Source organism: Pantoea sp. USMM079 (assembly GCF_037153115.1).
In the GTDB taxonomy this organism is placed as follows: Bacteria; Pseudomonadota; Gammaproteobacteria; order Enterobacterales; family Enterobacteriaceae; genus Pantoea; species Pantoea communis.
This window is the reverse complement of record NZ_JBBCKX010000004.1, coordinates 253,260-266,930: the sequence shown is the minus strand read 5'-3', so window position 1 is coordinate 266,930 and position 13,671 is coordinate 253,260. Positions and strand designations below refer to the sequence as shown.

General features: G+C 58.3%; 16 protein-coding genes. All 16 read left to right on the top strand.

Annotation, left to right across the window (positions count from 1 at the left end):
- Positions 1-11 precede the first annotated feature (11 nt).
- The 16 genes from WFP70_RS09495 to WFP70_RS09420 are packed head-to-tail and all read left to right on the top strand — an operon-like array spanning position 12 to position 13,429.
- Entirely contained in the window at positions 12-743 is a 732-nt protein-coding gene (locus tag WFP70_RS09495; protein WP_337023189.1) for a beta-ketoacyl synthase chain length factor, read from the top strand.
- Complete coding sequence (locus WFP70_RS09490; protein WP_097119584.1) at positions 733-1,533, top strand: lysophospholipid acyltransferase family protein; 801 nt, start codon at positions 733-735, stop codon at positions 1,531-1,533. The genes WFP70_RS09495 and WFP70_RS09490 overlap by 11 nt, the downstream gene beginning before the upstream one ends.
- Positions 1,534-1,536: 3 nt before the next feature.
- Entirely contained in the window at positions 1,537-1,794 is a 258-nt protein-coding gene (locus tag WFP70_RS09485) for a phosphopantetheine-binding protein (RefSeq protein WP_034820252.1), read from the top strand.
- Positions 1,795-1,805: 11 nt separating this feature from the next.
- Positions 1,806-2,060, top strand: coding sequence for an acyl carrier protein (locus WFP70_RS09480; protein ID WP_034820249.1), 255 nt, complete (start codon positions 1,806-1,808; stop codon positions 2,058-2,060).
- Positions 2,061-2,068: 8 nt separating this feature from the next.
- On the top strand, positions 2,069-2,629 hold the full coding sequence (locus WFP70_RS09475) for a hypothetical protein (RefSeq protein WP_337023190.1): 561 nt from the start codon (positions 2,069-2,071) through the stop codon (positions 2,627-2,629).
- Positions 2,626-3,951: an AMP-binding protein gene (locus WFP70_RS09470; protein ID WP_337023191.1), complete on the top strand. Its 1,326-nt coding sequence runs from the start codon at positions 2,626-2,628 to the stop codon at positions 3,949-3,951. The genes WFP70_RS09475 and WFP70_RS09470 overlap by 4 nt, the downstream gene beginning before the upstream one ends.
- On the top strand, positions 3,938-4,285 hold the full coding sequence (locus WFP70_RS09465; RefSeq protein WP_337023192.1) for an ApeI family dehydratase: 348 nt from the start codon (positions 3,938-3,940) through the stop codon (positions 4,283-4,285). Before WFP70_RS09470 ends, WFP70_RS09465 begins: the two co-directional genes overlap by 14 nt.
- Positions 4,279-5,973 carry a glycosyltransferase family 2 protein gene (locus WFP70_RS09460; protein ID WP_337023193.1) on the top strand — a complete coding sequence of 565 codons (1,695 nt, stop codon included), beginning with the start codon at positions 4,279-4,281 and terminating at the stop codon, positions 5,971-5,973. Before WFP70_RS09465 ends, WFP70_RS09460 begins: the two co-directional genes overlap by 7 nt.
- On the top strand, positions 5,966-6,382 hold the full coding sequence (locus tag WFP70_RS09455; RefSeq protein ID WP_097119589.1) for an acyl-CoA thioesterase: 417 nt from the start codon (positions 5,966-5,968) through the stop codon (positions 6,380-6,382). The genes WFP70_RS09460 and WFP70_RS09455 overlap by 8 nt, the downstream gene beginning before the upstream one ends.
- A 17-nt stretch (positions 6,383-6,399) precedes the next feature.
- Positions 6,400-6,990, top strand: a complete 591-nt coding sequence (locus WFP70_RS09450) for an outer membrane lipoprotein carrier protein LolA (protein ID WP_337023279.1) — start codon at positions 6,400-6,402, stop codon at positions 6,988-6,990.
- Entirely contained in the window at positions 6,956-9,277 is a 2,322-nt protein-coding gene (locus WFP70_RS09445) for an MMPL family transporter (RefSeq protein WP_337023194.1), read from the top strand. Before WFP70_RS09450 ends, WFP70_RS09445 begins: the two co-directional genes overlap by 35 nt.
- The gene (locus WFP70_RS09440; protein ID WP_097119592.1) at positions 9,274-9,849 is read left to right on the top strand and encodes a DUF3261 domain-containing protein; all 576 of its coding nucleotides are present in this window, start codon (positions 9,274-9,276) and stop codon (positions 9,847-9,849) included. Before WFP70_RS09445 ends, WFP70_RS09440 begins: the two co-directional genes overlap by 4 nt.
- A complete protein-coding gene (locus tag WFP70_RS09435; protein ID WP_283216018.1) occupies positions 9,846-11,003 on the top strand; it encodes a beta-ketoacyl-[acyl-carrier-protein] synthase family protein in 1,158 nt (385 codons plus the stop codon). The genes WFP70_RS09440 and WFP70_RS09435 overlap by 4 nt, the downstream gene beginning before the upstream one ends.
- Positions 10,996-11,469 carry an ApeP family dehydratase gene (locus WFP70_RS09430; protein WP_097119594.1) on the top strand — a complete coding sequence of 158 codons (474 nt, stop codon included), beginning with the start codon at positions 10,996-10,998 and terminating at the stop codon, positions 11,467-11,469. The genes WFP70_RS09435 and WFP70_RS09430 overlap by 8 nt, the downstream gene beginning before the upstream one ends.
- Positions 11,466-12,197 carry a 3-ketoacyl-ACP reductase FabG2 gene (locus WFP70_RS09425; protein ID WP_337023195.1) on the top strand — a complete coding sequence of 244 codons (732 nt, stop codon included), beginning with the start codon at positions 11,466-11,468 and terminating at the stop codon, positions 12,195-12,197. The genes WFP70_RS09430 and WFP70_RS09425 overlap by 4 nt, the downstream gene beginning before the upstream one ends.
- A complete protein-coding gene (locus WFP70_RS09420) occupies positions 12,197-13,429 on the top strand; it encodes a beta-ketoacyl-ACP synthase (protein WP_097119595.1) in 1,233 nt (410 codons plus the stop codon). The genes WFP70_RS09425 and WFP70_RS09420 overlap by 1 nt, the downstream gene beginning before the upstream one ends.
- The last annotated feature ends 242 nt before the right edge of the window (positions 13,430-13,671 follow it).

Sequence of the window (13,671 nt, the reverse complement as noted above, 5' to 3'; positions counted from 1 at the left end):
AGAATACAGGTATGAAACTCGCTTACACCCTGGTTGACTGGCACGCGATTGCACCAGGTCACAGCACTGCCGATGAGTGGCAGCACTGGGCCGGACAGCAAACCGCGTTGGACGCCACCCTACCGATCGCCAAACCCCAATTTTTGCCGATGATGACTGCACGCCGCCTGAGTGCGGGCAGCCGTGCGGCTGTGGAGAGCGGGCTGGCGCTACTGGCACGTCAAACGGTGGATGCCATTGTGTTTACCAGCCGCCACGGTGAGCTGGAACGTAATCTGCGCATACTCACGGCGTTAAAAGATCAGCAGGCGCTCTCTCCGACCGATTTTGCCATGTCCGTACACAACTCTGCGGTGGGGAGTTTAACCATTGCGGCGCGACAGCCGCAGGTCTCTTCGTCAATTTCAGCGGGCATGGACAGTTTTCAACAGGGTTTGCTTGAGGTCGCGGCTTTGCATCAGGCGGGCTACGCGCAGGTGCTGCTGGTGGATTTTGACGGCGTTGTACCTGCCTATTATCAGCCGTGGCTACCCGAAATTGACCGCTTCAACGCCCCTTACGCGGTGGCTTTGTTGCTGCAATCTGGCAATGAGTGGCGCTGCACAGCAGAGCCCGCGCGCCCCGCAGCCGAGACTTTGCCGCAAAGTCTGCAATTCCTGCAGGCGATGTTGCAAGGTGACGAACGAATGACGATTGCCGGTAAACGTCACCTGTGGCACTGGGAGCGTCATCATGGCGGATAATTCGTTAGCCCTGCGCTGGCGTGCTGGCTGCAACTTTTACTGGCGACTGGTGATGACTGCCGTGAGTTTTACGCTGTTCAGCGTGGGCGGTCTGCTGCTGTCTGTGACCTGGTTTAACCTGCTGTTGCTGATTCAGCGCGATGGCCTGCGTCGTCGTCAGATTGCACGCAGCAGCATTGCCTGGAGCTTCCGCTGTTTCCTGCGCTTTTGTCGCTTTGTCGGTGTCTACGATTATCGGATCATTGGTGCGGAGCTACTGCGCCAGGATCGCGGCTGTCTGATTGTCGCCAATCATCCTTCGTTAATTGATTATGTGATGATTGCTTCGGTGCTTCCGGAAATGGATTGTCTGGTCAAAGCCGAACTGCAGCACAATATTTTTTTTAATGGCGTCATCAAATGTGCCGATTACCTGATTAACAGCGAAGCCGATACCTTGTTGCCCGATAGCCAGCAGCGTTTAGCGCGCGGCGATACCATCCTGATTTTTCCTGAAGGGACGCGTACCCGTTATGGTGAACCGTTAAAGCTGCAACGCGGTGCCGCCAATATCGCGGTGCGTGCCGGATGCGATCTGCGCGTGGTACATATTAGCTGCACCCAGCGTATGCTCGATAAGCAAAGTCGCTGGTATCAGATTCCGCTGGTTAAACCCGTTTTTACTGTACGCGTACAATCGCGTATTGATAGCCAGGCCTTTAGTGAAGCCGAAGAAGATGCGCAGCCGCTCGCCGCGCGTCGCCTGACGCGTCACCTGCAACAGGCGCTGGTCCCTGAAGAGACAAAGTAAGTTATGCAAGCACTGATTGACGACATCAAACTGATGATTATCGACACGCTGAATCTGGAAGATATCAGCCCGGACGATATAGAAACCGACGCCCCCTTGTTTGGCGAAGGGTTGGGACTCGATTCAATCGATGCCCTTGAGCTGGGACTGGCGGTGAAAAATCGCTTCGGCGTACAGCTTTCTGCAGAAAGCGAAACCTTACGCGCGCACTTTTTTTCCGTGGCCACGCTGGCCGCGTTTGTTGAACAACAGCAAGCCTGAGAACAGTCAAAATGATGAATAAAGACGAAATTTACCAGGAAGTGGCCTCGCTGCTCACCTCGCTGTTTGAAATTGATGCCGATGATATCCGCCCGGATGCCCGTCTGTATGAAGATCTCGAACTCGACAGCATTGATGCGGTGGACATGGTGGTGCACCTGCAAAAGCGTACCGGCCGAAAAATCAAACCTGAAGCCTTCCGTGCGGTTCGCACCGTGCAGGATGTGGTGGATGCCGTCGATCAACTGATGCGCGACGAAGCCTGATTTCCGGCATGCCAGCCTTTCTGCGCCTGATAAATGGTCTGGCCCTGCTGGCCTGGCCGTTTCTGGTGTGGCTTGCCGTCACCCATCCGCAATGGCGCGGCGTGATTGCTCTGTTAGCCCTGCTGTTTGGTTGGCGCATCTGGCAGTTACGTCATGCGCAGGGCGCGATGGGGCGAGTGATGCTGTCGCTGGCGCTGGTGGGGACCTTACTGTGCCTCGCCAGCATGCTGTTGCGCAGTCAGCATTTGTTGCTGTGGTATCCGGTGGTGGTGAATGGGCTGATGCTGCTGCTGTTTGGCACATCTTTGTGGAGCCCGATGCCGCTGGTCGAGCGTTTAGCGCGGCTGCGTGAAGCGGATTTCCCCGCGCGGGCCGTGCGCTATACGCGGCGCGTGACACAGGTATGGTGTGGATTTTTCATTATTAATGGCAGCGTGGCGTTGGTCACTTGCCTGCTCAATGATCTCTCGCTGTGGACACTCTGGAATGGGTGCATCAGCTATCTGCTGATGGGCACGCTGATGGGCGGCGAATGGTTGCTGCGTCAGCGTATGAGGAACAAGGCATGAAGGTGGTGAGTATCCGCGACTGGCTGGCTGCGCCGGATCGCGTGGTGGCCTGGCAAGGGCAGCAACAGCATTGGTTATCGGAGATGCGTCAGCAGGTGCTGGCGTTAATGGAAAAACTCCAAAGCCAGCCGGGTCAGCACTGGGCGTTGTGCTTCGATAACAGTTATCACTTCACGGCGGCGCTGCTGGCGTTATGGCACGCCGGTAAAACCCCGGTGATCCCCGGACATTGTCGGGCCGCGCAGCTGGAAGAGATGGCAGAACAATTGGATGGCGTGATCAGCGATATGCCGCTGGCGGTGTCCCTGCCACAATTGCGCTGGGACGGTGCACTGGCGCTGGGCGAACTGCCTGCCATCGCCGAAGATGCCGAACTGGTGCTATTCACCTCCGGTTCCACCGGGACGCCGCGTCGCGTGGTGAAATCACTGCGTGCACTCGATCTTGAAGCGCAGTGGCTGGCAGCGTTATGGGCCGACCGTCTGCAGCAATGCCACGTGATTGCGTCAGTGAGCCATCAACATCTGTATGGCCTGACGTTTCGCATTGTGTTGCCGATGGCGCTGAGCTTGCCACTTGCCGCTCAGCAAATTTTTTACGGTGAACAGCTCGCCGATCAGCGTCGCGATCGTCGCTATGCCTTTATCAGTAGCCCGGCTTTTTTGCGTCGCCTGGATTCTGCCCTGGATGCACCTTCATGTGCGCTGATTGTTTCGGCTGGCGGGGCATTGCCCTGGGCTGATGCACAGCACGCTCAGCGCGCCTTTGAGTGTGCGGTGGATGAGATTTACGGCAGCACCGAAACCGGCGTGATCGGCTGGCGCTGTGCGCAGGAAGAAAACGCCCCGTGGCACTGTTTCCCCCAAGTTAAGCTGGTACAGCAGGAAGCCGGCTGGCGGGTGTTTTCAGCTCTGCTGGAAACCCCTGAAGGTTGGCCGCTCGACGATCGCATCGTGCAACAGCCCTCCGGCGTATTTCAGCTGGCGGGGCGTCAGGATCGGGTGGTGAAGATAGAAGATAAGCGCGTTTCACTCAGTGAGATCGAGCGAAGACTGCTGGCCTTACCCGGCGTAGAAGACGCGGCCGCTCTGGCGATTCAGCGTCACGGACGCCAGGCGATTGGCGTGGTGCTGGCTTTGCCGGACACGCTGGATGCCGCAACGCTGACCCAACGCAAGAAACAATGGAAAATCGCGCTACAACCCTGGCTGGAGCCAGTCGCCATGCCGCGTTACTGGCGTGTCGTCAACGCGATTCCGGTTACGGCGCAGAGTAAACGCGCCTGGCCCCAAATTGAGGAACTGTTTGATGTTGCCGGTTGAACTCAACGCCCTGCAGCAGGGCGCAACACTGACGCTGCGCCTGCATGCTGCCGCGGATCTGTTTTGGTTCCGCGGCCACTTCCCGACCTTACCGATTTTACCCGGCGTGGCGCAGCTCGACTGGGCTTTACATTACGGCCTGTCACGCCTGGCCATCGGTAAACAGTTCCGTTCAATTGAGAACATCAAGTTTCAGCAGCCGGTGCCGCCTGATGCGGAGCTAGAGCTGCAGCTGAGCTGGCAGGAAGACAAATCACTGCTGAGCTTCAGCTACAGCCTGATTTACGCGGACAGCACTGAGATTGCCAGCAGCGGGAAGATTCGCCTGTGCTGAATGCGCCTTTCAAACCCTGTGTGCTGATTCCCTGCTACAACCACGGCGCCATGCTGGCCTCGGTGCTGGCGCGGCTGGCTCCCTTTAATCTGCCGGTGATTATCGTCGATGACGGCAGTGATACGCAGACTCAGCAGCAGATCGCTGACCTCGAGGCTCCACAGCTGGATATCCTCACCTTACCGGTTAATCAGGGCAAAGGTGCGGCGGTAATCGCCGGGATGCGCCGGGCCGCCGCAGCAGGATACAGCCACGCGCTACAACTCGACGCGGATGGTCAGCATCAGGTGGAAGACACGCCGCGCATGCTGGCGGAAGCGGAAAGCCATCCCGATTGCCTGATCTCCGGCCAGCCTGTTTACGATGATTCCATTCCGAAATCCCGCTTGTATGGCCGTTACATCACCCATTTTTGGGTGTGGATTGAAACGCTCTCTTTCTCGCTAAAAGACAGCATGTGCGGTTTCCGCGTCTACCCGCTGCAACCCTCATTGGCACTCTGCGATCGCCACCCGATTGGCCAGCGCATGGATTTCGACACCGAAATCATGGTGCGACTCTACTGGCAGGGCACGCCGAGCCGCTTTATCAGCACGCGCGTCACCTATCCGGAAAGTGGCCTGTCACATTTTGATGCCTTGCACGACAACCTGCGTATCTCATGGATGCACACGCGCCTGTTCTTTGGCATGGTGCCGCGCATCCCACAGTTACTGAGCCGGGGTAAAACGGCGCAGCACTGGGCCGCCACGCCAGAACGTCGGGGTCAGAGCGGGTTGCGTTTTATGCTGTGGTTGTATCGTCGCGCCGGGCGACTGCCGTTTGTGCTGTTGCTATGGCCGGTGGTGGCGGTTTACTGGTTGAGCGGACGTGAGGCGCGTACCGCTTCTCAGCAATGGCTGACGCGGGTGCAGGCAGAAGCCAGTAAACAGCAGATTGCCCTGCCGACGCCGATCAATAGCTATCGCCACTTTGTGCGCTTTGGTTACAGCATGCTGGATAAAGTCGCCAGCTGGCGCGGAGAGGTACAGTGGGGACGCGATATTGATTTTGCGCCGGGTGCCGAAGCGGTCATCCGTGCTGCGGAGGGCAAAGGACATTTGATCCTCGCGTCGCATCTGGGTGATATCGAGGCCTGCCGCGCCATGGCAAAGCAGGTCAGTGGGCTGGTGATCAATGCGCTGGTGTTTACCGATAACGCCCAGCGCTTTCGCGAGGTGCTGGAGAGCATTGCACCGCAGGCCGGGGTGAATCTGATGCCGGTCACCGATATCGGCCCGGATACGGCCATCCTGCTGCAGCAAAAACTGGATGCCGGGGAATGGGTGGCGATTGTTGGCGATCGCACCGCCGTGCATCGTCAGCGCGGGGGCGAACGCCGCGTGGTGTGGAGTGCATTTATGGGCCGTCCGGCACCGTTTCCGCAGGGGCCTTTTGTCCTGGCCGCCGCCTTACGCTGTCCGGTGCTGTTGATGTTTGCCTTACGGGAACAGGGCAGACTGCGAGTGCATTGTGAACCCTTTGCCGATCCGATCCTGCTGCCGCGCGCCCAACGACAGGCGGCGCTGCAGGCCACGGTGGATCGCTATGCCGAACGACTGCAGCAGCATGCGCTGATGGCGCCGCTGGACTGGTTTAACTTTTACGATTTCTGGACGTTACCAGAGGAGAAGAGCCGCGATGAGTGAACATATCTGGCGCGCTGAGGTTGAATTAACCGTGTCGTTCCACGACTGCGACCCGATGGGCGTGGTGTGGCACGGCAACTATTTCCGCTTTTTTGAAGTGGCGCGTGAAGCGCTGCTGCGCAGCATCAACTACAGCTACGGTGAGATGACCGCCAGCGGTTTTGTCTGGCCAGTGGTAGATACGCGTGTCAAATATCGCCAGCCGTTACGCTGTGAAGAGGTGATCCGCGTGGAAGCCCGCATTACCGAATACGAAAACCGCCTGCGTATCGATTATGTCATCCGCAATGTGGCGGGCCAGATCACCACCAAAGCACACACGCTGCAGGTGGCGGTTGATGCGGCAAGTCAGGAAATGAATTTCGTTTCACCCGATATTTTATTTGAACGCCTGGGAGTCAAACCGTGATCAGAACTCTTTGTCTGATGCTGACGTTGCTGTGTGCCAGCGCACAGGCCATCACGTTGGATCAGCTGCAGCAGCGTTTTGCCAGCCAGCCGGTGATCCGCGCCAACTTCGAGCAGGTGCGTACCATTTCTGGTATGTCGCAGCCGCTGGTGTCGCGTGGCCAGTTATTAATCGCCCAGCAACAAGGTTTGTGGTGGCATCAGGCCACGCCGTTTGTGATGACCTTGATTCTCGATGATAAGCGCATGGTGCAGAGCATGAGCGGTCAGCCGCCGCAGGTGATCACCGCCGACAGCAATCCGCAGATGTTTCAGTTCAATCATCTGCTGCGCGCCTTGTTTCAGGCCGACGAAAAGGTGCTGCGCGAGAATTTCGAACTCGATTTCCATGATAAAGGGAATGACCAGTGGCAGCTCAGCCTGACGCCTAAGGCGGCACCGCTGAACAAAATTTTCAACCGCATCGATCTGCAAGGAGCAGCCTTCCTTAACAGCATTACGCTGGATGATAAGCAGGGCGATAAAACCTCCATCACCTTAAGTGATACCCGCACCGAGCCGAAACAATTGACTGATGAAGAGCGAGCGCGTTTTGCCCCAGCGCAGTGAGAAAACCGCTGCGCTGCTGTGGCTGGCGGTTTGTCTGGCATTGGCGGTGGCCCTGGCCATCCTGTTGCCGCGCAGCCAGCTGAACAGCAGCGTGCTGGCTTTACTGCCGCAACAAAATCTGGGGCAGGCACCCGCTGAAATCCAGCAAGGCTTTATGCAGCGGCTGGATCGTCAGCTGGTGTGGCTGGTGAGCGCCGATAACGATCACGGCGATGAAGCGGCAGAGTGGTGGCAAGCGCAGCTGCAGGCGCTGCCGATGCTGAAACAGGTGAGCGGTGCGCTGGATGATGACCAGATGCAGCGTTGGGGCACCTACGCCTTCCAGCATCGTAACGGCCTGATCGATCCGTTAACGCGCGCCCGTCTGCAAAACGGCGGTACGGCACAAGCCGACTGGATTCTGGCGCAACTGTTTTCAGCGTTTGCCGGTGTGAGCAGTAAAGAAATTCAAAACGATCCGCTGATGCTGGTGCGTGGCGCGCAGCTGGCACTGCAGCAGAATGCCAGCAAAATGGTACTGCATAACGGCTGGTTAACCGTGAATGACGCCCAGCAGCGCCGCTGGTATTTCCTGCACGGTGAACTGGCGAGCAATGCCTTTAGCATTCAGCAAAGTCATCAGTTGGTGACCGCCCTCAACCAGCTTGAACAGCAGTTAAAAACGCGCTGGCCAGATGCGCAGCTGTTAACGCGTGGCACAGTGCTGTTTAGCGATGATGCCAGCCAGCGCGCGCAGCATGATGTCGAGACGCTCGGCAGCGTCACACTGGCCGGCTTGCTGCTGCTGGTGTGGCTGGTGTTCCGCTCGCTGCGGCCCCTGGCGCTGTGTGCGCTCTCGGTGGCGATAGGCGCGATGGCGGGTACGGTGCTGACCTTGATCTGTTTTGGTGAGCTGCATCTCACGACTTTAGTGATGAGCCTCAGCATTGTCGGCATCTCTGCCGATTATACCTTGTACTATCTGACGGAACGCATGGTACACGGCGAACAAAACACGCCGTGGCAAAGCCTGCATAAAGTGCGCGCCACGTTACTGCTGGCACTGGGCACCACGGCGATTGCCTGGTTGCTGATGCTGCTGGCACCGTTCCCCGGTTTGCGCCAACTGGCGGTGTTCGCCGCCAGCGGGTTAAGTGCATCTTGCCTGACGGTGATCTGTTTTTATCCATGGCTGGTGCGTGGCCTGCCGGTGCGACCGATTCCCGGTATGGTGTGGCTGGCGCGCTGGTTAGCGGCATGGCGCCGCAACACGCTGTTAAAAGTCGGATTGCCACTGCTGGTGGCGCTCTATGCATTGAGCGGCATGATTCAGCTGCGCGTCGATGACGATATTGCTCATCTGCAGAGCGCTCCGGCTAAATTGCTGGCTCAGGATCGGCAACTGGCACAGCTCACGGGACAACAGGCCGACCAAACCTGGTTCGTGGTGTGGGAGGATAACGAGCAGCAGGCATTGCAGCGTCTCAGCGCACTGACACCCAAGCTACAACTGGCGCAGCAGCAGGGCTGGATGGCAGGTTATCGCGTATTGCCGCTTAATTCGCTGGATCAGCAACAGCAGGATCTGCAGCTGTTGCAGCAGGCTGCGCCGAATATCCTGACGCGGTTAAAACAGGCGGGAATCTCGTTAGCCAATGCCGATCTTGCGGCGATGCCAGTCAATGCCGATGACTGGCTGGCAAGTCCGCTGAGCGAGGGCTGGCGTTTGCTGTGGCTCTCGCTGCCGGATGGACGCAGCAGCGTGCTGGTGCCGGTCAATGGCGTGAAAAACAGTGCGGCGTTACTCGATTTAGCAACGCAGCAGGCGGGCGTGAGCTGGGTCGATCGCAAAGCCAGCTACGATGAACTGTTCCGTTTCTGGCGTACGCTGCTGAGTGGCCTGTTGGCGCTGGCGTTGTTGCTGATCACCGTCAGTTACATCGTGCGCCTTGGCCTGCAAGCGGGTTTACGCAGCGCCTTGCCTTCCTGGCTGTCGCTGGCGGCAGCGCTGGCGACATTAGGCTGGATTGGCGCCAGCCTGAACTTATTTGCCTTGCTGGCGCTGATTCTGGTGCTGGGCATCGGCATCAATTACACGCTGTTCTTCAGTAATCCGCGCGGTACGCCGCTGACCTCTATGCTGGCCGTCACGCTGGCGATGATGACCACACTGCTGACGCTGGGCATGCTGGTGTTCAGCAGCACAGCGGCGATCAGTGGTTTTGGTACGGTGCTGTGCAGCGGGATCTTTTGTGCATTCTTGTTAGCGCCGCTGGCGCTGGCACCAGGGAAAAGGAAGCAACGATGAAAACAGGTGCTTTGTTGTTGATGCTGAGCCTGCTGTTAAGCGGTTGTGCGCAGCATGACAGCCCATCCGAACGGCCCACCGCGTGGCTGAAACCGGGCGTGCGCGTCACGTTGCCTGCGCCGGGCATTTCACCCGCGTTTCAGCAGCAGCAACTGCTGACCGGCCACGCCAAAGGTAAAACCCAGTCACTGCTGGTGCTGCTGAGCGCCGATTCACAGCAAATCAGCCTGGCGGGTTTGTCCTCGCTGGGCATTCGCTTGTTCCGTGTGACCTATGATAAAAACGGGATTCATACGCAGCAGATGATGGCGCTGCCCGAAATGCCGCCAGCCAGCCAGGTGCTGGCAGATGTCATGCTGAGCCACTGGCCGCTGAGTGCGTGGCAGCCGCAGTTGCCGCCAGGCTGGCAGTTGATCGACAAGGGCGATCGTCGTGAGTTGCGCGATCCTGCCGGTAACGTGGTGACGTTGATTCGCTACCTGCAACGGGGAACCGTACGTGAACCGATCAGCATCGATCAGCGCGCCTTCGGTTATCAAATTCAAATCCAGCATCTGGACGCATCGTCATGATCTACATTTCGGCGTTTGGCATGGTGAATGCGCTTGGCAACTCATTGGAGCAGATTGCCGCGCAGTTAACCTCAGGCCACGCACCCGGCATGCAGCCGCGCGAAGGCTGGTTGCAGCAAGGTAAAACCTGCTGGCTGGGCGAGGTGCCGGGCGAACTGCCAGCTGTGCCCGCCGCACTTGCCACGCATAACACGCGCAATAATCAGCTGCTGCTGGCGGCGCTGGCGCAGATCCGTCCGGCCGTGGATGCGGCGATTGCCCGCTTTGGTGGTGAACGTGTCGCGGTGGTGCTGGGCACCAGCACCTCGGGCGTGGACGAAGGCGATCGTCAGGTTGACAGAGGCTTACCGGGTTACGATTACCGCATGCAGGAGTTGGGCGATCCGTCGCGTTTCCTGGCGCACTACCTTGAACTGGACGGCCCGGCGTACACCATTTCTACTGCCTGTTCCTCCAGTGCACGCGCGTTGATCAGTGGACAGCGCTTGATTGAGGCCGGTCTGGTGGATGTGGCGCTGGTGGGCGGTGCGGATTCATTGAGCCGCATGCCAATAAACGGTTTTGCCAGCCTGGATTCGTTATCCGAACGCCAGTGTGCACCGTTCAGCGCAGAACGTGACGGTATTTCTATCGGTGAAGCGGGGGCGCTGCTGCTGCTGACGCGTGAGCCGCAGTCGCTGGCGCTGCTTGGTGCGGGTGAGTCATCAGACGCCTGGCATATGTCGGCTCCGCATCCAGAAGGCATTGGCGCCGAGCAAGCGATGAAGATGGCGCTGAAGCAGGCCCAATTGCAGCCACAGGATATCGGCTACATTAATTTGCACGGCACCGCGACACCACTCAACGATCAGGTCGAGTCGGGCGTGGTTCATCGTTTGTTTGGCGATAGCGTGCCCTGTAGTTCCACTAAGCACCTAACGGGCCACACGCTCGGCGCGGCGGGTGCGACCGAGGCGGCGCTGGCGGCACTCATCGTGCAGCAGAATCTGGCGTTACCGGCGCAGGATTTTAGCGCCACTACCCTGGATAGCACGCTGCCGGTTTGCGGACTGCTGACTTTGCCACAGCCGCTGGCGCGTCCCATCATCGCCTCAAACTCTTTTGCCTTTGGCGGGAACAACACCTGCCTGATTGTAGGAAAGCCTCATGACTGATTTTCTGCCGGTGGGCGACTATCTGCCGCACCGTGCACCGATGCTGCTGCTGGATCGCGTGATTCAGGTCAGCGACGAGCGTGTGGTGTGTGAAGTGACCATCAACCACCAGGGCGTACTCGCGCCGTTTCTTAATGCGCAGGGCGAGCTGCCCGCGTGGTTTGGCGTCGAGATCATGGCGCAGACCGTTGGCGTCTGGTCTGGCTTTCATGCCCGACAGCGCGGCGATCGGAATATCCGCCCCGGCATGTTACTGGGGGGACGCGGCTATCGTGCCGCTGCTGCCACCTTTGCCGCAGACAGCACGCTGCGGGTGGAAATGCATCTGCTGATGCGTGACGACAAGCTCGGTAGCTTTGAAGGCGAGATCCGCAGTCAGGATACGGTCCTTGCCAGCGGTCGGCTGAATACCTATCAGCCGGATGAACAGGAACTTAACCAATTACAACAAGGGATGCAGGCATGACGCGCAGCGTATTAGTGACCGGCGCCAGTAAAGGGATTGGCCGCGCCATTGCGCTTCGCCTGGCGCAGGATGGTTTCAACGTGGTGGTGCATTACCACCGTGATGCAGCGGGTGCACAACAGACGCTGGCGGACATCACGAATGCGGGCGGAGTGGGGCGCACTCTGCAGTTTGACGTGGCCGATCGCGAAGCCACACGCACGGCAATTGAAAACGATATCGCCGAACACGGCGCCTATTACGGCGTAGTGAACAATGCCGGTATTACGCGTGACGGCGCTTTCCCGGCCCTGACCGAAGATGAGTGGGACAGCGTGATCCACACCAACCTCGACAGCTTCTACAACGTGATTCATCCCTGTGTGATGCCGATGATTGGTCTGCGTAAAGGCGGCCGAATCGTCACCCTATCCTCGGTGTCCGGTATCATGGGCAATCGCGGTCAGGTGAATTACAGCGCGGCCAAGGCAGGGATTATTGGTGCCACCAAAGCGCTGGCCATCGAGTTAGCAAAACGCAAAATCACCGTGAACTGTATCGCGCCAGGTTTGATTGACACCGGCATGCCGGATCTGGAGCCGATGGTGATCGACGAAGCGCTGAAAATCATCCCGATGAAACGGATGGGCGCGGCTGAGGAAGTCGCCGGGCTCGCCAGCTATTTGATGTCGGATATTGCGGGCTACGTAACGCGTCAGGTGATTTCAATTAATGGAGGTATGCTGTGATGCAGCGGGTCGTGGTAACCGGAATGGGGGGCGTCACTGCCTTTGGTGAAAACTGGCCAGCGGTGGCTGCGCGCATTAAGCAGGGGCAAAATGCAGTGCGTAAAATGCCGGAATGGCAGATTTACGACGGCTTACACACCTTGCTCGGTGCCCCGGTCGATAACTTCGAACTGCCTGCGCACTACACGCGCAAACGCATTCGTTCGATGGGGCGAGTGTCGCTAATGGCGACGCGCGCCACCGAGTTGGCGCTGGAACAGGCCGGCTTGATCGATCACCCGGTGCTGACCAGCGGGGAAACCGGTATTGCCTATGGTTCATCTACTGGCAGCACCGGCCCGGTCAGTGAATTTGCCACCATGCTGACAGAAAAACATACCAACAACATTACCGGCACCACCTATGTGCAGATGATGCCGCATACCACGGCGGTGAACGCCGGGCTGTTCTTTGGCCTGCGCGGCCGGGTGATCCCGACTTCCAGCGCCTGCACCTCGGGCAGCCAGGCGATTGGCTATGCGTGGGAAGCGATCCGCCATGGATATCAAGCCGTGATGGTGGCGGGCGGTGCGGAAGAGTTGTGTCCTTCCGAAGCGGCGGTGTTTGACACGTTGTTTGCCACCAGCCAACGCAACGATGCACCGCATTCTTCACCGTCACCTTTTGATCAGCATCGCGATGGGTTGGTGATTGGCGAAGGCGCGGGAACCTTGATCCTCGAATCACTGGAGCATGCCCAGGCACGCGGCGCCACCATTTACGCCGAACTGGTGGGTTTCCACACCAACTGTGATGCGGCGCATATTACCCAGCCGCAGCGTGAAACCATGCAGATCTGCATCGAACGCGCGCTGAAAACGGCGGGTGTGACGCCGGAGCAGATTGGCTATATCAACGCCCATGGCACGGCCACCGATCGCGGCGACATCGCTGAAAGTCAGGCCACCGCGGCGATTTTTGGCAATGACACGCCAATCTCCTCGCTGAAAAGCTATTTTGGTCACACGCTCGGTGCTTGTGGTGCACTGGAAGCCTGGATGAGCATTGAGATGATGCGAGAAGGGTGGTTTGCGCCCACGCTGAATCTGACGCAGCCCGCGGCAGAGTGTGGCGATCTGGACTATATCATCGGCGAATCACGCTCGATCGATACCGATTATATTCAATCCAACAACTTTGCCTTCGGGGGTATCAACACCTCGCTGGTGTTTAAACGCTGGCGCGACGCCTGAATTCCCGACTGTCAGCGGCTTCAATAAGTGAAGCCGCGACGCCTAAATTCCCACACAGTCAGCGGTTTCAATCAACGAAGTCACAACGCCTAAATCCCCCAGACTGACGGCGGTTTCAATAAACGAAGCCGCGGTACTCTTATTTTTACCGGCCTTAAATCCCCACATTTTCTGAGTGAAATTACAGTGGTCAGGGCAATTAGCGCAGGGTGTTTTCGTTTTCTTAACAAATAAGCGCATCT